This window comes from Haloarcula pelagica (assembly GCF_030127105.1).
Lineage (GTDB): Archaea > Halobacteriota > Halobacteria > Halobacteriales > Haloarculaceae > Haloarcula > Haloarcula pelagica.
On the sequence record NZ_CP126162.1, the window covers coordinates 403,934 to 420,175 of the forward strand.

The 16,242-nt window shown below is 67.7% G+C and carries 18 protein-coding genes; 7 read left to right on the top strand and 11 right to left on the bottom strand.

Annotated elements, in window-relative coordinates:
• Window positions 1–518: 518 nt before the first annotated feature.
• The 3 genes from P1L40_RS20675 to P1L40_RS20685 form a co-directional block, all read right to left on the bottom strand.
• Window positions 519–1,136, bottom strand: a complete 618-nt coding sequence (locus P1L40_RS20675; protein ID WP_284011275.1) for a class I SAM-dependent methyltransferase — start codon at window positions 1,134–1,136, stop codon at window positions 519–521.
• A gap of 50 nt (window positions 1,137–1,186) precedes the next feature.
• The gene (locus P1L40_RS20680) at window positions 1,187–2,059 is read right to left on the bottom strand and encodes a universal stress protein (RefSeq protein ID WP_284011276.1); all 873 of its coding nucleotides are present in this window, start codon (window positions 2,057–2,059) and stop codon (window positions 1,187–1,189) included.
• A gap of 128 nt (window positions 2,060–2,187) precedes the next feature.
• Window positions 2,188–3,420, bottom strand: a complete 1,233-nt coding sequence (locus P1L40_RS20685; RefSeq protein WP_284011277.1) for a YyaL domain-containing protein — start codon at window positions 3,418–3,420, stop codon at window positions 2,188–2,190.
• Window positions 3,421–3,606: 186 nt separating this feature from the next.
• Between P1L40_RS20685 and P1L40_RS20690 the strand changes: the two genes are divergently transcribed.
• From P1L40_RS20690 to P1L40_RS20700, 3 genes are all read left to right on the top strand, one after another.
• The gene (locus P1L40_RS20690) at window positions 3,607–4,905 is read left to right on the top strand and encodes a carboxylate--amine ligase (protein ID WP_284011278.1); all 1,299 of its coding nucleotides are present in this window, start codon (window positions 3,607–3,609) and stop codon (window positions 4,903–4,905) included.
• 147 nt (window positions 4,906–5,052) lie between these two features.
• Window positions 5,053–5,727 (top strand): CPBP family intramembrane glutamic endopeptidase, encoded by a 675-nt coding sequence (locus P1L40_RS20695; protein ID WP_284011279.1) that lies wholly within the window; start codon window positions 5,053–5,055, stop codon window positions 5,725–5,727.
• Between the two features lie 51 nt (window positions 5,728–5,778).
• Window positions 5,779–6,021: a hypothetical protein gene (locus P1L40_RS20700; protein ID WP_284011280.1), complete on the top strand. Its 243-nt coding sequence runs from the start codon at window positions 5,779–5,781 to the stop codon at window positions 6,019–6,021.
• A gap of 7 nt (window positions 6,022–6,028) precedes the next feature.
• Here the strand turns inward: P1L40_RS20700 and P1L40_RS20705 are convergent, their stop codons facing one another.
• On the bottom strand, window positions 6,029–7,249 hold the full coding sequence (locus tag P1L40_RS20705; protein WP_284011281.1) for an FAD-dependent oxidoreductase: 1,221 nt from the start codon (window positions 7,247–7,249) through the stop codon (window positions 6,029–6,031).
• An 84-nt stretch (window positions 7,250–7,333) separates the two neighbouring features.
• Between P1L40_RS20705 and P1L40_RS20710 the strand changes: the two genes are divergently transcribed.
• A complete protein-coding gene (locus tag P1L40_RS20710; protein ID WP_284011282.1) occupies window positions 7,334–7,990 on the top strand; it encodes a helix-turn-helix domain-containing protein in 657 nt (218 codons plus the stop codon).
• A gap of 96 nt (window positions 7,991–8,086) precedes the next feature.
• On the opposite strand, the gene P1L40_RS20715 is transcribed toward P1L40_RS20710, so the two are convergent.
• From P1L40_RS20715 to P1L40_RS20730, 4 genes are all read right to left on the bottom strand, one after another.
• A complete protein-coding gene (locus P1L40_RS20715) occupies window positions 8,087–10,345 on the bottom strand; it encodes a DUF7827 domain-containing protein (RefSeq protein WP_284011283.1) in 2,259 nt (752 codons plus the stop codon).
• 126 nt (window positions 10,346–10,471) lie between these two features.
• Entirely contained in the window at window positions 10,472–10,987 is a 516-nt protein-coding gene (locus P1L40_RS20720; protein WP_284011284.1) for a halocyanin domain-containing protein, read from the bottom strand.
• Window positions 10,988–10,993: 6 nt separating this feature from the next.
• Complete coding sequence (locus P1L40_RS20725) at window positions 10,994–11,380, bottom strand: hypothetical protein (RefSeq protein ID WP_284011285.1); 387 nt, start codon at window positions 11,378–11,380, stop codon at window positions 10,994–10,996.
• Window positions 11,381–11,469: 89 nt separating this feature from the next.
• A complete protein-coding gene (locus P1L40_RS20730) occupies window positions 11,470–12,087 on the bottom strand; it encodes a class I SAM-dependent methyltransferase (protein WP_284011286.1) in 618 nt (205 codons plus the stop codon).
• Between the two features lie 326 nt (window positions 12,088–12,413).
• Between P1L40_RS20730 and P1L40_RS20735 the strand changes: the two genes are divergently transcribed.
• Window positions 12,414–13,277 carry a universal stress protein gene (locus tag P1L40_RS20735; RefSeq protein ID WP_284011287.1) on the top strand — a complete coding sequence of 288 codons (864 nt, stop codon included), beginning with the start codon at window positions 12,414–12,416 and terminating at the stop codon, window positions 13,275–13,277.
• Complete coding sequence (locus P1L40_RS20740; RefSeq protein WP_284011288.1) at window positions 13,274–13,906, top strand: hypothetical protein; 633 nt, start codon at window positions 13,274–13,276, stop codon at window positions 13,904–13,906. Before P1L40_RS20735 ends, P1L40_RS20740 begins: the two co-directional genes overlap by 4 nt.
• A 106-nt stretch (window positions 13,907–14,012) precedes the next feature.
• Here the strand turns inward: P1L40_RS20740 and P1L40_RS20745 are convergent, their stop codons facing one another.
• The 3 genes from P1L40_RS20745 to P1L40_RS20755 form a co-directional block, all read right to left on the bottom strand.
• Window positions 14,013–14,585, bottom strand: a complete 573-nt coding sequence (locus tag P1L40_RS20745) for a DoxX family membrane protein (RefSeq protein ID WP_284011289.1) — start codon at window positions 14,583–14,585, stop codon at window positions 14,013–14,015.
• Between the two features lie 223 nt (window positions 14,586–14,808).
• The gene (locus tag P1L40_RS20750; RefSeq protein WP_284011290.1) at window positions 14,809–15,093 is read right to left on the bottom strand and encodes a hypothetical protein; all 285 of its coding nucleotides are present in this window, start codon (window positions 15,091–15,093) and stop codon (window positions 14,809–14,811) included.
• 65 nt (window positions 15,094–15,158) lie between these two features.
• Window positions 15,159–15,683, bottom strand: a complete 525-nt coding sequence (locus tag P1L40_RS20755) for a DoxX family protein (protein WP_284009836.1) — start codon at window positions 15,681–15,683, stop codon at window positions 15,159–15,161.
• 250 nt (window positions 15,684–15,933) lie between these two features.
• On the opposite strand from P1L40_RS20755, the gene P1L40_RS20760 reads away from it, so the two are divergent.
• A complete protein-coding gene (locus tag P1L40_RS20760) occupies window positions 15,934–16,239 on the top strand; it encodes a DUF7521 family protein (RefSeq protein ID WP_284011291.1) in 306 nt (101 codons plus the stop codon).
• Window positions 16,240–16,242: the final 3 nt, after the last annotated feature.

Sequence of the window (16,242 nt, forward strand, 5' to 3'; positions counted from 1 at the left end):
GTGCGGACCCCGACGAGGCAGACGACCGGCATCCACCGCTGTTCATTTCTGCCGGCTTCCGACTCGATTTTACGCGTCGATCTCTCGGGTCTCGCCATCGTTCGCAGTTTCGCTCACGAACCGTCCGCTCTCCGCAGCGAGACCCACAGCGACGCACGAACGAGCGGATTCAGCGCAACAGTGTGAAAAGTATGTCACAACTATGCAAACGAAAGGGTCCGAGGACCGACGTTCGTCCCGGCGGCGCGACCGCCGCCAAACCGGTATCGAATAACAAGCGTACGGATGATAGTCCCGATTCGAGGACGACCGTTCGAGGACTGCTATCGATAGCGAATCCATCCATCGAAAACACACTTACATATCTATATTCGAATATACATACAGATTTTCGACTTTACGGAATCAAATATACGAAAATATTTTCACTTTGCGCGTGAGAGGGTAGGGGCACCTCTTTGTAGAACGCACTCGCCCCAATCCGAAATCGGATTCGACATTTCGGTTGCAGCGACCGATCACGGACTGCGAAACACACGTATCGTATCCCGCTCTGTCGGCTCCCGGATCAGCTGTGCGAGCCCCAGGTCGGAGAAGATCGCCTTCCAGTTGCGGTGATAGAGGGGGAACTCGTCGTCGACGTAACTCACGGCCGTCTCGCCGCGACCCCGCTGTGGGCTGTTGCCCTCGTTCTCGGCCGTGACGAGGAGGTCGCCGGCGACTCTGACGATCTCTTCGAACACCCACTCGTCGTCGGGATGGATGTGCTGGAGCGTCTCGACGGTGTAGACGACATCGAACGCGTCGGTCTCGAACTCCGAGATCAGGTCCTCGACGGCACCGACGTGGACGGTCGCTCGTTCGCGCAGCTTCGGGTAGCGAGTCGCCATCACGTCGAGGGCCTCGTCGTTGATGTCGACGCCGACCAGGTTCTCGTAGCCCTCCGCAAGCAGGTTTGCGAGGTGGCGGCCGGAGCCACAGCCGATCTCCAGGATTCTCGCGTCCGTCCCGACGTAGTGACCGAGGACATCGACGAGTGTCTCGCTGACCTTGTTGGGGCCGATATCGGCGTAGTACTCCGGCGAGTACTTCCCCGACCTGTCGGCCCAGTCCGCGCGGACTTCGTCCGGGTCCATACCGGTTCGAACGGGCGACTGTCGTTTATGTCTCACGGGATCGACCGGGTTCAGTCCCCCTCCGTGTGTTTCGTGGCGATCACCGGCACGTCGCTCAGCCGGACGACACGCTCGGTGACACTCCCGAGGATGTACCGATCGAGCCCCGTCCGGCCGTGCGTTCCCATGACGACGCAGTCGATGTCGTTCTCGGCGGTGTAGTCGACGATCGCTCGGTGGACCGCCCCGCTTGCCACCGACGCCTCGACCGTCCCGATATCGGCCGCGGTCGCCTGGTCGACCACCTCGTCGATCGCTTCCCGGCCCGCCTCCTCCAGGGCTTCCAGTACCATCCCCACGTCCACGTCGCCCCAGACCACGCCGGTGTCGACGACGTTGAGCGCGTGCAGCGTCGCGTCGGTCTCGCTGGCCAACTCGATCGCGTGTGTGGCCGCCGACCGGGCGGCCTCGCTCCCGTCGGTCGGCACCAGGATTCCCTCGGGCGCCGCCGTGACGACCGTCTCCTCGTGGACTGTCAACACCGGTACCGGCGACTCGCGGAGCGTCTGCTCGGTGACGCTCCCGAGGACGAACCGATCCAGTCCCGTCCGGCCGTAGGTCCCCATGACGATCAGGTCCGCCGATTCCTCGACGGCTGCCGTGACGATGGTCCCGTGGATAGTGTCGGCCCGGTCGACGACGCTCGACGTGACCGAAACCCCCGCTGCCTGTGCCTGTTGAGCCACCGAAGCGGCCGCCGCCTCGCCGCTGTGGGCCAGGCCGTCGGCGTCGCTGTCGTCGACACCTGGGGGGAGTTCCCCCAGTTCGAGCACGTGGACCACGTGTAGCGTGGCGTCGAACCGCTCGGCGAAGGTGATCGCCGCCGTGGCCGCGGTCTCGGCCACGTCGCTGCCGTCGGTCGGAAGCAGGATTCGTTCGTACATTGTCACGTGTCGACGATACACACAGCCTCGTAGTAAAACCGCGCCCGGTCGGGGCGTGACCACGGCGAGTACGATACCGGAGCAGGGGGGTCCGACACCCGCCCCGACTGGTCGATCGTCCGCGCGACTCAGCGTGCCTCCGCGGCGAGATATTCGCTCATGGCGAAGCTCATCCAGGCCTGACACCACCGCATCAGCGTCACGCGCCGGGTGAAGTACCGCTCTTTCCGGTAGTAGAAGCGGCCGTCGCCGGCCGCGAGGTTCTCGAACACCCACTGGAGTGCCCGGCGGGCCCGCTCCAGATCGCCGGCGTAGGTGAACACGAGCGCCAACTGCGTGCTGGCGTGGATGTCGCGCGGATAGCTCGCTGCCTCGTCGAAGTTCGGCGCCCCGTCCGGTTCGATCAGGTCGCGGCGGACGAAAGCCAGCGCGTCGTCGACCGTCTCCGCGTACCGGTCGGTGTCGGTGACCTCCCGGTGGCGCTGGAACCCCTCGACGACGAACCCGTTGTGGTGGGTGTCCATCGAGAGGTGTGAGGCCTCCGGCGGGTCCCGGTACATCCACCCGCCGCAGTCGGTCTGTAGCGCCGCGATGTGGTCGAGCAACGCCTCGGCCCGCTGGCGGTACTCCCGGTTCCCGAAGTAGGCGTAGAGGTCCAGCAACAGCCGTGCACCCATCGCGCCGGCGTTGATCGTGTAGTAGTCCTGCGGGTGTTTCGTGTGGTAGTCGATCACCGCGCCCCGGCCGCTGTCCGGGGGCTGAAACTGCAGGTCCTCGACGACGAACCGGTCGGCGTCCGCGACGACTGCCGCGTACCGCTCGTCGTCCGCCGCCGCTCTGAGCAGCGCTTTCGCGCCGAAGGAGGTGTTGATGATGTCCGGCTCGCCCGGGTCGCCCCGCCCGTCGAGGTGCTGGATCGGGTGGGGGTAGCCGGCACAGTAGCCGCTGTAGCCCTCGATTTGGTTCTCGACGAGCCAGTCCGCGAGCGCCCTCGCCTCTCGTGCGTACATCTCGTCTCCCGTCAGGTCGGCCATCGTCCGGTTCGCCATCGCGAACAGCGCCGCCCCCTGGTAGTTCCGACGCTGTCGAACCCCCAGGAGGGGCCTGACGTTGACCGGACACCGTTTCACGAGTTCCTGGAACCCGATGTTGACCCACTTCGAGTCGACGGGCAACGCCTCCCGGACCCGGTTGTCCATGCCGTCGCCGTAGTCCCAGCCGGTGTACTCACGGTCGCGAGCGTACCGTAGCGTCGCGGCCAACCACGACTGGATGCCGTGGTCGTCGGGGGTGTCGGTCCCGCCGCCGGTTCCGACGCGCTGGCGAAGGTCACCGAGCGACAGGAGCGAGTCGACACGCATCGTTCGGTGATTGGTGCGCCACTCGGGCGTATAGGTATGGACACGCTACTCCCCGGCAGTCGCTGTCAGCCGTCCGCTGGGCCGGGCGGGTCGCCCAGTCTACCACGTCGTTCGAGGTTCTGCCCCGCTCTCGCTCGCAGCGGTAGGGGCTCTATACTGAAACGCCCTACCGTGGAACGGGTGACTATGACCCCAGGTCGCGCAGGTGACGCGGCCCTGATCCCGACCGGGACCGAACTGAAGAGTTACGGGATCATGCGCTCGCTCCACCGCCACGGCATCGAGACGGTGGTGGCATCGCCGTATCCGGACCTGCCACATTTCGCCTCGCGGTACTGCTCCGAGCGGGTCCACCTGGACGCGACGCCGGCCGACCTGCCCGCCTACCGGGACGCGCTCCTCGATATCGCTCGCCGACCGAGCGTGGTGACGGCTTACCCCGTCAGGGAGTGTGACGTGTTCGTCTTCGCCAAGTACCGGGAGGCCTTCGAGAAGCACCTCTCGCTCGTGACGCCCGACCTCCACACGCTCCGGCGCGCACACGACCGCCTGGCGCTCGCTCGACACGCCGAGTCGATCGGCGTCCCCGCCCCGGAGACCCGCCTCCTCTCCGAAGTCGAGACCTGGGACTCCTCGGTGGTCGTCAAGTCCCGGTACAACGTCCTCACGAACGACTACGAGCCGACGTATCCGCCGGACACGCTCGAAGAAGTCAAGCGGGTCTCGCTGCTCGGCCCCGGACAGCGGCCCGACGCCGAGGCGTTGCGCGAGGCGATGGGCCACGAGCCGATCGTCCAGGCGTTCGTCCCGCAGACGGACAAACACCTCTACTGTGCGCTGTGGGACCACGGTGAGCCCCTGGCGACCTATCAGCACCGCCAGATCCGCCAGAACGCCTGGGTCGGCGGCGGCGGCGTCTACCGGGAGTCGGCCTACTCACAGGCCGTCGAGGACAACGCCTACGACCTGCTCAGCTCGCTCGACTGGCACGGCTACGCCTGCATCGAGTACCTCGAAGACGCCGAGACCGGCGAGTGGAAGTTCATCGAGATCAACCCCCGCGTCTGGCAGTCGCTCCCGGAGGCCGTCCGCGCCGGTGTGGACTTCCCGTATCACTACTGGCTTCGGGCGACCGACCAACAGGAGCTGATCGAGGACGACTACGACCTGGGGGTCGCCTGCCACATCGCCTACGGCGAGCTCGCGCACCTCCGGAGTATCCTCACGGACGACTCGCCGTTCGTCGAGCGCCCGTCGTTCCTCGGGACCCTCCTGGCCGTCGTCTGGAGCTCCGTCCGCCACCCGCGCTTTGACTACATCCGCCGGGACGATCCGAAACTGTTCCTGAGCGCCTGCCGACAGTTCCTCGAACAGGGCGTCACTGCCAGTCGGACCTACGATTCGGGCAGTGACACGGCCAGCGACGCCGACGAGACCCGCGCTACCGACGACCCACCGGTCGAGAGCCGCGTGAAGAACTCGTGACGGTGGTGTCTCGCTGACCCAGCTCTCCGTATCGACAACGCGAGTGGACCGATCCCGGCGGTTCGTGCTCGGTCAGTGACTCCGGGTTTCAACCCCAGAAACAGTGGGGGCGCCCTTATCGCCGACTCCCGAGTACAGCGAGCCACGATGCGAAACAGACGACAGTCGTCCGTCTCGCGTCTCGGACGCCTCCCACGAGTAGCCGTCGCGAACACGGCGCTCGCGCTCCTCGCGCTCCCGGTGCTGTCGGCGCTGAACCGCTTCTCGCTGCTCGGTCTGGGGCGGCTCGATCAGATCGCTGTCCAGTGGGTGATCGCCGCTGCCGTCGTCGGTATCGCGGTCGGTATCGAAGACCGGTCGCTCGCCGAGATCGGCTTCCGGCGACCGGCCTGGCGGGACCTGGGCTACCTGCTCCTGACTGCGGTGGCGGCGCTGCTCGTGTTCGCCGGCACGGATCCGCTCGTCTCGGCGACGGGGCTACCTGTCGCGGACGACGCCGGAACGATGGCGGTCTCGGCCGGCATCGGGGTCGCACTCCTCGGCGCGCTGACGACCGGTGTCGTCGAGGAAGTCCTCTTCCGGGGCTACCCGCTGGAGCGACTGCTGGACTACTCGGAACGCCCCTTCGTCGCCGGGGGACTCACCTGGGGCGTGTTCACGGTCGCCCACGTGGCGGTCTGGCCACTCGGCAATCTCGTCCAGATCGCCGCCGTGGCGGCGCTGTTCACCGTGGTGTACCTCCGGCGGCGGACGCTCGTCCCCGTGATCGGCGCCCACGTCCTCGTCTGGGGGCTCTCGGTTCTGGGGCAGGTATACGGTTGAGCGAAGCGCGAAGCACCCGGATTTATCAGGCGATCACGCCCTCGGTCCGCTATGCGCGACCGGATCGAGTCGTTCTTCTACACGCACATGTACGGCGAGTACGAGTCGGTCACCCGGCCGCTGTGGCTCTACGGGCACGTCGCCATCCTGCTCGCGACAGCGCTTGCCGGCTACACCGCCGCTCGCGGTGCCTACGTGGCGACGTTGTTGCTGGTACCGTTCCCGCTCGTGTACCTGTACAAGCGTTACGAGAAGGCCAGAACCTACACCGTTCACGCGGACACGCCCGACTGAGCGCCGGTCACCCCGGCAGGGTCGTACCGGCGACCTGCCGGCGGCGGAGCCGTCGGACTACCGCGTCCGGGACGGCCCTGATCGCGGCGTTGCGCAGGCGGCACTTGACAGTCGACTGCATCGTCCCCAGTCGGCCGAGGCGGTTCGACTCCCGGCGCACCCGGTCGGCACGGGACCGCCGGGCGCGCTGGTACTGGTCGGCGGCCGCCGCGGGAGTCCCGCAGGTCGCCACGGCGTCCGCGAGCGCGGGGCCGTCCTCGATCGACTGTGCGGCCCCCTGGGCGGCAAACGGGAGCATCGCGTGGGCGGCGTCGCCGGCGAGGACGACCCGTCCCCGCGACCAGGTCGGCAGCGACGGGAGGTCTTCGAGGGCCGAGACGACGATGTCCTCGGGGTTCAGGGCGTCCAGCGCCGCCGGGATCGGTCGCGGGTAGCCCGCCAGCCGCTCCCGGAGTGCCGCCGCGGCCGCACTCGGCGGTGCCTCCGGACCGGTGAGCCGCTCGGGGACGGTCGCGAACAGGTAGAAGCGGTCCCCGTCGATCGGTGCCCCGCCGGCGTAGACGCCGTCGCCCCAGACCTCGAACCCGGAGGCCCGGTAGGCCGACGGCAGGTCGACCGACACCAGCGCCCGGTAGGCCACGGCGTCGATTGCTCTGGGCGTGACGCCGGGTGCCACCGCCTCACGGACCGTCGAGTGAATGCCGTCGGCACCGATCAAGAGGTCCGGCGTGATTGTCGTCCCGTCGTCGAACCGCGCCCGCGGCGGGTCGGTACTCGACACAGCGACACAGTCCATGTCGGTCCGGACTTCGACCGACAGCGCGTCCAGGAGGATCTGCTGGAGGTCGGCCCGGTGGACGGCGACGAACCCGTACCCGAACCGCTCGCGTTCGACCGCGTCCAGATCGAACCGGGTCATGAACGACCCGCTCGTCGACCGCAGGCCGCCCCCGACCAGCGGGACCCCGGCTTCCCGGATGCGGTCGGCGAGTCCCAGGCGATCGAAGACGAGCATGGCGTTCGTCTGGAGGAGGATGCCCGCGCCGACCGGCCGGTACGCCGACGCGGCCTCGTACACCGTCGGTGAGAGCCCCCGCTGTTCCAGGGCGACGGCGGTCGTGAGGCCGCAGATGCCGCCGCCGACGATGGCGATATCCCGCGGCGGGTCCCGATCGCCAGCGGTCCCGTCCGTTCCAGTCGTGCCGTCGTGTGGTCGCGCTCCCGTCATACCGTCAGATAGGCCCCCACGCCCCACCGGTGTTCCGTGGGTTATTCACGACGCTTTAAGTCGGCCGCCGCGCTGGGTCGTCGTATGCGGTATCTCACGGTCGAGCTGTCGCCGGCCGACGGCGGCGGGTTCCACCCGCTCGGGGAGCGACTGACCGCCGAACCCTCGATCCAGCGGGACGCGATCCACCACGTCGAACTGCTGGACGACGGGACTGTCCTGACCCTCGCCGAGGGCAGCGGCGACCGCGAGCGCTACGAGGCGATCATGGCGGACTCGCCCGCCGTCGACGAGTTTCTGGTCTCGGGCGAGCAGCGCTGGATGGCGGTCAGTCGGTTCGAGCCGTCGGCGGCGGTCCGCGAGATTCTGACCTGGCGCCGGCAGTCCGATGTCGTCGTCGAGACGCCGATCCGGTTTCGCGACGACGGCGGCCAGCGACTCACACTACTCGGCGACGACGCGGCGTTCAAAGCGCTGTTCGAGTCGGTGACGGGGCTCGATTCCGTCGCCGTCGAGGTCGTCGCGACCGGCGAGTACGACCCCGAGGCCGAGCGGTTCACTCGCTCGCTGACCGCCCAGCAGGAGACGGTGCTGGCGGCCGCCGTCGAGGTGGGCTACTACCGTGCGCCACGGGAGGCGACCCAGAGCGAGGTCGCCGAGGCGGTCGGACTCGCACCGTCGACCGTGGGCACCCATCTCCGGAAGATCGAGGAACGGGTGTTCGGGGCGCTCACCCGGTGAGACGCCGGGTCGGGCTGTCGCCACTGTGGCAGGCCACCGAGTCGTCCGACTCGATCACGCGGGCCGCCCGCGGAGCGGACCGGTGTCGTGACCCGCTCACTCGCGGTCGTCGGCACGCGCTGCGCGGCGGCTCGCCCACAGCGCCGCGGCCAGGATGGTAACCACCGCGACGAGCGGCCCAGGGCCAGGCCCGTCGGCGTTCGTCGTGGTCGCCGGCATCGCCGTCGGTATCGGGGTCTCGGTAGCCGACTGTGTCGGCGTCGGTGTCGCGGTCGCAGTCGGCGTGGCCGTCGGCGTTGCGGTGGCGGTCGGTGTCGGCTCGGCCGGCGTGGGCGTCGGCGTCGTTGCCGGGACGATCTCGCCCTCGACAGTCGCCAGGGTCCCGCCCGTGTCGCGGACGCTCGCCTCGAAGCGCTGGCCGACTTCTGCCCCGGAGAAGTCGTGTCTGGTCGCCCAGGTGCCCTCGTCGGTGACCGTGGCGGTCGTCGTCTGTGTGATCGTCCGGCCGGTGGTCGTTCGGGTCCGGACCAGCAGCGTCGACCCGGGTGCGAGGTTGGTCGTTCCGGTCAGTTCGACGCCCGCGACCGGCTGGGCGGTGAGTCCCTCGTCGCTGTCTCGGAACGACGCCTCGCGGTCGACGAACTCGAAACTGGTCGTCAGCGTCTCCTCGCCCCCGGGGGCGAGATACGGATAGCCGGTGTGGGACGGCTGCGTGCGCTTGACGCTGTACCGCTCGACATCCTCGTCGACACCGGTCAGCGTGAACGTCGCCTCGTACACCTGGCCCGCCTCCAGTTCGCGGGTCGTCCGGACCCGTTCGGTATCGATCGCGGCGAAGAGGATGTTCTCCCGCTCGTCGAGTGCGAGCGCCGTCCCCGGGCCGTCGAGATCGAACTCGATCGGCTCGCGGTTGGCCGAGCCGTCCGCCTGTTCGACGGTCAGATTGATCCCCTCGGCGTCGTTTTCGACGACGCCCTCGATCCCACCGTCGTGTTCGGTCAGCAGGTGGCCGTAGACGCCCGAGACCTCGACCGCGACGACGACGCGGTCGCCGAGCGCGATCGTTCCGTCTCGGGGCAACGCCCGGAAGGTCGCGACACCGCCGCTCCCGGCCGCTCCCGCCGACGCGGCCCGGGACTCGATGCGCCGGAGCCGTGGCGATCCCAGGGTCAGTGCGGCCTCGTCACGGTCGTCACGGATGTTCAGTCTGTTGCCGGACCGCCGGATGTCGGTGGTCGAGGCCGCGACGATCGGGTAGTCGGTCGCGTCAAGCGGGGCGTCGAGGCCGCCGCTGACGCCGATCCCGCTCCGCAGTTCCCCGAGTGTCTCTCCACTCGCGAGGTCGTCGGATCGCCGGAGAGCGTCGGCGCTGTCTCGGTTCGCGACCGCCCGATACGGCCTGATGTCCGACGGGACGCCCGGATCGGACGGGTCCAGTCCCATGTACCGGGTGTTCAGCCTGACGCTCACGCGCCCGTCGCCGCTCCCGTCGGTCACCTCTACCACGTCGAGGAAGTTGCTGTCGTGGTCGCCGACGACGAGATACGCCGTCTCGGCGTTGTCGATACTGACGTTCACCAGGGCCACGTCACCCTGTTGTTCGGTGACGACCGTGCGTTCGAACTCCACGTCGGCACGGCTCAACCCGACCGAGACGGTCGCGGTCGCCGTGACGTTCGTGTCGACGACTTCGGCCTGGAAAGTGTAGGTGTCCGGGTCGATGTCGGTGAATCTGGCCCGGAGCGGTTCGTCGTTCGCCACGTCGAGCAGTATCTCGTCGTCGCGCTCGCGGTCGTCGTAGCTGTCGGCGAAGTCGTCCTCGTCGAAGATCCGTTCGAGGTCCTCGAACTGCAGTCCGCCCGCCGAGACCGCCACGGTGTAGCTCCCGCGGTTGGAGAGCAGTTCCAGGTCGGCGCTCCGGCCGGCGCCGACCGATCGGGTCGACCACCGGGCCCGGAAGTCCTGTTCGACGACTTCGAACACCTGCTCGCGCTCGGCGGTGATCCCCGGGCCACGGAGGAAGTACCGCCCGTCGAGTGTCTCCGTCGACAGCGTCAGTGTACCGTTCGCGTCGCTCCCGCGAGCGACCGCGAAGGCGCTTGAGTCACTGCCGGTGATCCGGCGAAGTTCGTACCGCTCGCCGGGGTCCAGGCCGGTCACCGCCAGGCGTTGGCCCTGCCAGAACAGGCCCTCGTCCAGATCGGTGTACGGTACGGTGTCGTCGGCTACCTGCAGGGCCGTTCCGCTCTCTCCGACGATGGCGGCGCTCCCAGAAACGGCGATCGTACTCGGTGCGACTGCGAGGAGGACGGCGACCGCGATTGTGGCTGTCCGGCGGGTCGGTTTCGATGCCATCTGGGGATCACTTACTGCCGATTTACAAGGCGCGGGCCATAATAATGGTTGCTAAACTGAAGGGTAATGGCGGCGTACCCGCCGTCGGCCTGTTCGGGAGGGTGCACCGCTCCGGCCGGCCGTCGGTCACGTCGGTTCACCGGGACCGCCCAGGGCGACGAAGACGGCCCCTTTCATCCCGAGTGACTGGTGTGGGCTACAGTAGTAGCGATAGACCCCTGGCCTCTCGACGGTCCACTCGAACGTGTAGCCGGCCTGGTCGATGGGGCGGCCACTCGTGAACACCCCGCTGGTCGAGACGCAGTTGTGGGTCCCGCCCCGTCCGGTCCAGGTCCAGACGACCGTCGTCCCGGGCGAGACTGCCACCGCTGCTGGCCCGTAGTAGTAGTAGCCGTTGGCGCCCTGGACCCCCACGGAGACGCCGGTCGTCTCCTGGCCGCGCGCGTCGACGGTCCCCCGGTAGTTGCTGACGTTCTCGAACCAGCCCTGGTAGTTGGGTTCCGTCGGAACGTACGTCTCGTCGCCGTCGTCGTCGGGATCCCCTCGACAGCCGGCGACCGCGGTGCTCCCGACCGCCAGGCTCACACCCAGCGCGCGGAGGAACGACCGCCGCCCGCCGCCAGCGTTGGTCGTCGGCGCCACGGCGGATTACTGTCTCACCAGCGCATCCTCGTTCAGGAACAGGTACACCAACAGCAGGATCAGCAACACCTGGACCGGCTTGTCGACGAGCGCGATGCTCATGTCCGGCATTCCCTGTGCGGCCCAGAGAACGATCTGGCCCGCAGTGAACGGGATGCCGAGGAGGTACAGGAGCCGACGATAGAGGTTCAACAGGAGCGCGACGATCGCTCCGAAGAAGACGAGGGCGGCGAACAGGAACGCCGGGAACCCCTGTTCGAGGTACAGGTACAGGTGAATCCCGCCCGTGATCGCCGCGAGGCCGCCCGCGAGCCAGTGCGCCCAGCTCATCCTCCCCGTGTCGAAGCCGACTTCGCCCCGCTCGAAGATGCCGTACCGCTGTGCAATTCCCATCAGTCGTTCGATACGAGCCACGGACGGACTTTGCTATACGCCACTTATCGGGCATACGAGCCGCTTATCGTTCCGGTAGGGTCGAACAGTCACAGCCGGCGCAGACCGGCGAAGTACGCGGGCGTCGCTCCCCACCGCCGCTCGAACGCCGTCTCGAACGCGAAGGCCAGTTCCCACTCGCCGGTCGACTCGAACCGGTCACGGAGTTCCGCGGGCGTGATCCCGTAGCTGCTGCGACCGACCTGTCGCGCGTCGCCGAGGACGCAGTAGTAGCCGCCGCGCCGGACGACGCCGCTCAGTTCGTCCACGAGGCGGTCCCGCTCGCGGTCGCCCAGGACGTGCAACATCGCGGAGTCGACGGCGGTCCGGAAGCTGAGTCCCGCGTCCCGGAGCCGCCAGAGGCCGAGCGCGTCGAGGACGAGGAACTGTGCGGGAATCCGTCGCCACCGCGCCTTCTCGCGGGCCTGCGTGATCGCCAACTGGGAGAGGTCGATCCCCAGCACGTCGTACCCCTGCCGGGCGAGAAACAGTGCGAGTTCGCCGGTGCCACAGCCCAGATCCAGGACCGGACTCCGCACGTAGCCGGCCTCGACGAGCGCGACGAACGGCCGCTGGGGGCGGCCGATGTCCCAGTTGGGCACGCCCGTGTACGCGGCGTCGTAGACGTGCGTCAGCGGGTTCTGTGGCGGTGGGCCGAGCTTACGCATCCGCGGACGGCGCCTCCCGGACGGACATACCCGACAGTTCGTCCGCTCGTGTCGTAGTAGTTCGTGTCCGACACCGGAGCTTCTGCCGCCCGTTCCGGTATCACCTTTCGTGTCACTCACGTCGCGGACCGCGACCGCCGGTGCCCTCATGGCCGGCGTGCTCGGGTTGCTCCTGGCCGTCGCTGTTCTCGGCCTCGCACCCGTCGGCCAGTCGCTCGCCGCGGCGCTCCTGAGTCCCCCGGTGAGGGCGGTGCGGGACCGATACGGGCGGCCGCTGTCCGTCCGGGCGACGTTTATTGTCATCGGCGCTAAACCACTCACGTACCATGTTCCGGACGATCCTGGTCCCGACGGACGGCAGCGCCGGCGCCCGACGGGCGTTCGCTCACGCCGTCGCACTGGCCGAGCGGTACAGGGCCGATGTCCACACGCTCGCGGTCGATTCCGCTGACGGCGGCGTCGACACGACGGCGCGGCTCGCGTCGACGGTCGAGGCCGCCGACACCACTGCCGACGTAACCCAGGCGGATCGAACCGGGGTCGCCCACGAGGAGATCCTGGACTACGCCGAGGCGGTCGGCGCGGACCTGTTGGTGCTTGGCACCCACGGCCGCACTGGCGTGCGCCGGTACCTGCTGGGGAGCGTCACCGAGAAAGTCGTCCGGCTCTCGGACGTGCCCGTCCTCACTGTCCGGGCCGGCGACGACGCCCGCGTCCGGTTCCCCTACCAGAACGTTCTGGTGCCGACCGACGGTTCCGAACAGGCGGCGGCCGCGGTCGACCCGGCGACCGACATCGCCGCTACCTGCGAGGCACACCTGCACGCCGTCTCCGTCGTCGATACCAGGGCGATGGGGACGGTGACGCGGCCGGATGTCCTCCTCGATCAACTGAAATCGCAGGCCCGGTCGGCCGTCGACGCGGTCGCTCGCGAGGCCTCACACGGTGGGGTCGACTCCGTCCGGACCGCCGTCCAGGAGGGACTCCCGTACCGGGCGCTCCTGGCCTACGTCGACGAGTTCGACATCGATCTGGTCGTGATGGGGACCCACGGCCGCCGCGGCGTCGACCGGTATCTGCTGGGGAGTGTCACGGAGAAACTCGTCCGGACGGCCCCCGCTCCCGTGCTGTCGGTCCGTGCTCCGGACGACGCGGCGCAGTCCACGGGGACCTCGGCGACGCCCGAATGAACCGCCGAACCCTCCTTCGATCCGGCCTGGCACCCACACTCCTCGGACTCGCCGGGTGCGGGGAGGGCTCGGGCACGGCGTCCTTCGAGGAGGGGTTCGAGGACGGCATCGGACAGTGGGCGTCGGCGGCCGCGATCGGTCCGGAGGTCGCTCTCGACGACTTCGACTGGTCGGCGGCGGTGACCGACGACCGGGCCGCCAGCGGCCAGCGGAGCCTGGAACTGTTCACCGAGGGCGACCACGACGACGGCACTGCCTGGGTCGTCCACCCGGTTCGTGTGCCGTCGCCGGGACGGTACCAGGCTACCGTGACAGCGTCGTTCTGGAGTGAGTCGGAGTCGTTCAACACGCTCCGGAACGCCGTGATGCGGCTCGGTCCCGACCGACCCGAGAGCGAGGCAGACTTTCCAGACCCGGGGGTGAACACGACGGCGCTGGGGACGGTCCCCTACGGTGGACTCCGTGAACCGTTGCACCTCTCCGAGGGATGGCGGGAGTATCGCTTCGAGTGGACCACGCCGCCGCTGTCGACCGACACGCTGTACGTCGCTGCCGGCACGAGCGTCGTCTGGGAGGCCGACGCCACCCATTACCTCGACGACCTGACCGTAGACCTCTCCTCTCGGTGACCCGGCACGGACGACGACTCCCGATCTGCGAAATGGTTTGGAAAAATGAAACAACCGGGAAATGAATTATATCTGCCCGTTCCCGAACGCGGTGGTATCTGCTGGTTCAACCCAGCAGGAGCTTGAGCCACGAGTTGTTCTTGACGATCGAGAGTTTCTCGATGTAGCTGTCCAGCCCGAGGATGCGACCGGAGCCGAACGCGCCCAGGCCGAACAGCAACACCGCATAGACCATGTGGTCGTCGACGACCCAGCCGTGCGCCACCGGGAGTCCGGCCATCAGCCCGCCCTCCAGCGCCGCGAGCCAGTAGAACAGCATCATCACGGCGCCCCAGAACGCGTTGAACCGGACGAACGCGCCCAGCAGGAGGCCAAGCCCGGTCAAGGTCAGCCCGAGCATGTTGAGCCAGTCGATCAACGGCATCCCCGCCATCGAGGCGAAGAAGCCGGTCAGCGGGTTCCCCGCCGGGATCGCGTTCTGCAGGAAGCCCGCGGCGGTCCAGTTGTTCGCCGGGTTCCCGTCGAGATACGTGACAAGCTTCGTGATCCCGCCTTGGAACAGCGTCCAGCCCATCACGATCCGCATGAAGAACAGGGAGTATCCGACCCAGGTCTCCGAGTAATCGAACGTGACGCTGCGCCCGAGCATCTCCGACTGTAGAGTCTGTTTGGTGCTCATGTACTCACGTTGGTCAAATGAACATATATTTGTTAGGGCAATTCTTTATATCCGAGAATACTGACCCCTGAGATGGAACGATCGGGGTCGTAGTCCCGTGGGGCTCGGAACCGGTCCCTGGCAGTCTGACCTTGATCGGTCGGTTCGGCCGTGTCGACAACACCATCGCTGGTCGGCGTGGGCAGAACGGGGAGAATCAGGACGCGTCTGTGTCCGACACGGTTCAGTCGGCCGTGACCTCGCGGCTGGCCGCGGTCTCTTCGGGGACGGGCGTGGCGAGTTTGTACGCCGCGTAGATGCCCAGGACGGCGATGCCGGCCAGGACGAGTCCGGTCCGGATCGTGGGGTCGATCATGGGGGTGGCGACGATCTCGCCCGCGTCGTTGGTGATCGGTGCCGCGCCGAAGGGTTTGCCCGCCAGCGTCTCGATCAGTCCCATGACGACGACGCCCAGGACGAGCAGTCCGCCGCTCAGTGCCATTGCCGCCTTGTCGATGATGTCAGTCATTGGTGGTCTCCGTTGGTTGGTCGGGGGGTGGTGTTGGTGTTTGTGTGGTCGTCAGTCGGTGCTGTTCAGCCCAGCAGGTATTTGAGCCGGGGGCGCTGTCGGACGAACTCCATCTTCTCGATGATGGCGTCGAGGCCGTAGTAGCGCCCGGTGCCCAGGACGATCATGGTGACGAACAGCAGGAGTCCCATGAAGTCGCTGTTGACCAGGCCGTGGCCGAAGCCGGCGTTGCCGACCCAGAACAGGGTCATGAAGACGACCCCGCCGAAGGCCGCCAGCCGCGTCAGCGCGCCGGCGATCAGCGCCAGCCCGATCAGCGTCTCGAACAGCGGCACACCGGGCGCGATCAGCCACGCCAGGTTGTTGCCCATCCAGACCGGGATCGGCCCGAGTGCCGTACCGGTCATCTGTTGCATGTAGGCCGGCCCGTACGCGAAGTTCAGGCCGTCCTCGATGAGCTTGGTCACGCCCGCGTGGAAGAACCACCAGCCAGTCAGCACACGCAGCATCGCCAGCCAGTAGGCCGTCCACGGTCCGTCGAGCTCTAGCTCGAACGCCTCGCCCAGGGGGTTGGTTGCTTGGTAGGACATCGGTGGTTCCCTCACATGTACGACTCGTGCCTGAAGTGGGTAATAAGCGGTACACTGTTCTCATCGGCTGGGAACGACCGAGAGCAGGTCGCTGTGGCGTTCCCAGGCCGTGAGAACACCGGGTCCGTTTGAAGCCGTCTCTCACGAAAGACCCAACTAGATGTCACGCTCGTCACCGTCGACCCCACTCTCCCGGCGCGGAGCAGGGGTGGTCGACACCCGATGAACCACCACCGACTCACCCAACTCAATGATCCCAACGACTACTTCGACGGTGTTGCTCGTCGTCGTGACCGCGGCGACGCTGGTCGTCGGCGGCAGCATCGCTCACCTGGCGCATCGCGCGGCACGGCGAACCGATTCGGAACCGCTCAGGCTGTTCAGCTACGGCTTCGGCATCATCGCCGTCGGTGTCGCAGTTAGCGGGCTGGTCTCGCTGGTCACGACCTGGACGACCGGTGAGGTGCTTCTTGTCCAGGGCGGGTTCGTTCTGGTCGGGCTTGCCTTCCTCGTTCGCTCGCTGTACGTCGGAACGCCGACCCCGGACCACGCGTGATCG

What these genes read in the sequence shown, in the direction of transcription:
- P1L40_RS20730 (WP_284011286.1), bottom strand. Translation starts at nt 12,087, where the DNA reads ATGCGTAAGCTCGGCCCACCGCCACAGAACCCGCTGACGCACGTCTAC.
- P1L40_RS20690 (WP_284011278.1), top strand. Translation starts at nt 3,607, where the DNA reads ATGACCCCAGGTCGCGCAGGTGACGCGGCCCTGATCCCGACCGGGACC.
- P1L40_RS20710 (WP_284011282.1), top strand. Translation starts at nt 7,334, where the DNA reads ATGCGGTATCTCACGGTCGAGCTGTCGCCGGCCGACGGCGGCGGGTTC.
- P1L40_RS20700 (WP_284011280.1), top strand. Translation starts at nt 5,779, where the DNA reads ATGCGCGACCGGATCGAGTCGTTCTTCTACACGCACATGTACGGCGAG.
- P1L40_RS20675 (WP_284011275.1), bottom strand. Translation starts at nt 1,136, where the DNA reads ATGGACCCGGACGAAGTCCGCGCGGACTGGGCCGACAGGTCGGGGAAG.
- P1L40_RS20685 (WP_284011277.1), bottom strand. Translation starts at nt 3,420, where the DNA reads ATGCGTGTCGACTCGCTCCTGTCGCTCGGTGACCTTCGCCAGCGCGTC.
- P1L40_RS20725 (WP_284011285.1), bottom strand. Translation starts at nt 11,380, where the DNA reads ATGGGAATTGCACAGCGGTACGGCATCTTCGAGCGGGGCGAAGTCGGC.
- P1L40_RS20755 (WP_284009836.1), bottom strand. Translation starts at nt 15,683, where the DNA reads ATGTCCTACCAAGCAACCAACCCCCTGGGCGAGGCGTTCGAGCTAGAG.
- P1L40_RS20735 (WP_284011287.1), top strand. Translation starts at nt 12,414, where the DNA reads ATGTTCCGGACGATCCTGGTCCCGACGGACGGCAGCGCCGGCGCCCGA.
- P1L40_RS20740 (WP_284011288.1), top strand. Translation starts at nt 13,274, where the DNA reads ATGAACCGCCGAACCCTCCTTCGATCCGGCCTGGCACCCACACTCCTC.
- P1L40_RS20760 (WP_284011291.1), top strand. Translation starts at nt 15,934, where the DNA reads ATGATCCCAACGACTACTTCGACGGTGTTGCTCGTCGTCGTGACCGCG.
- P1L40_RS20715 (WP_284011283.1), bottom strand. Translation starts at nt 10,345, where the DNA reads ATGGCATCGAAACCGACCCGCCGGACAGCCACAATCGCGGTCGCCGTC.
- P1L40_RS20695 (WP_284011279.1), top strand. Translation starts at nt 5,053, where the DNA reads ATGCGAAACAGACGACAGTCGTCCGTCTCGCGTCTCGGACGCCTCCCA.
- P1L40_RS20680 (WP_284011276.1), bottom strand. Translation starts at nt 2,059, where the DNA reads ATGTACGAACGAATCCTGCTTCCGACCGACGGCAGCGACGTGGCCGAG.
- P1L40_RS20745 (WP_284011289.1), bottom strand. Translation starts at nt 14,585, where the DNA reads ATGAGCACCAAACAGACTCTACAGTCGGAGATGCTCGGGCGCAGCGTC.
- P1L40_RS20705 (WP_284011281.1), bottom strand. Translation starts at nt 7,249, where the DNA reads ATGACGGGAGCGCGACCACACGACGGCACGACTGGAACGGACGGGACC.
- P1L40_RS20750 (WP_284011290.1), bottom strand. Translation starts at nt 15,093, where the DNA reads ATGACTGACATCATCGACAAGGCGGCAATGGCACTGAGCGGCGGACTG.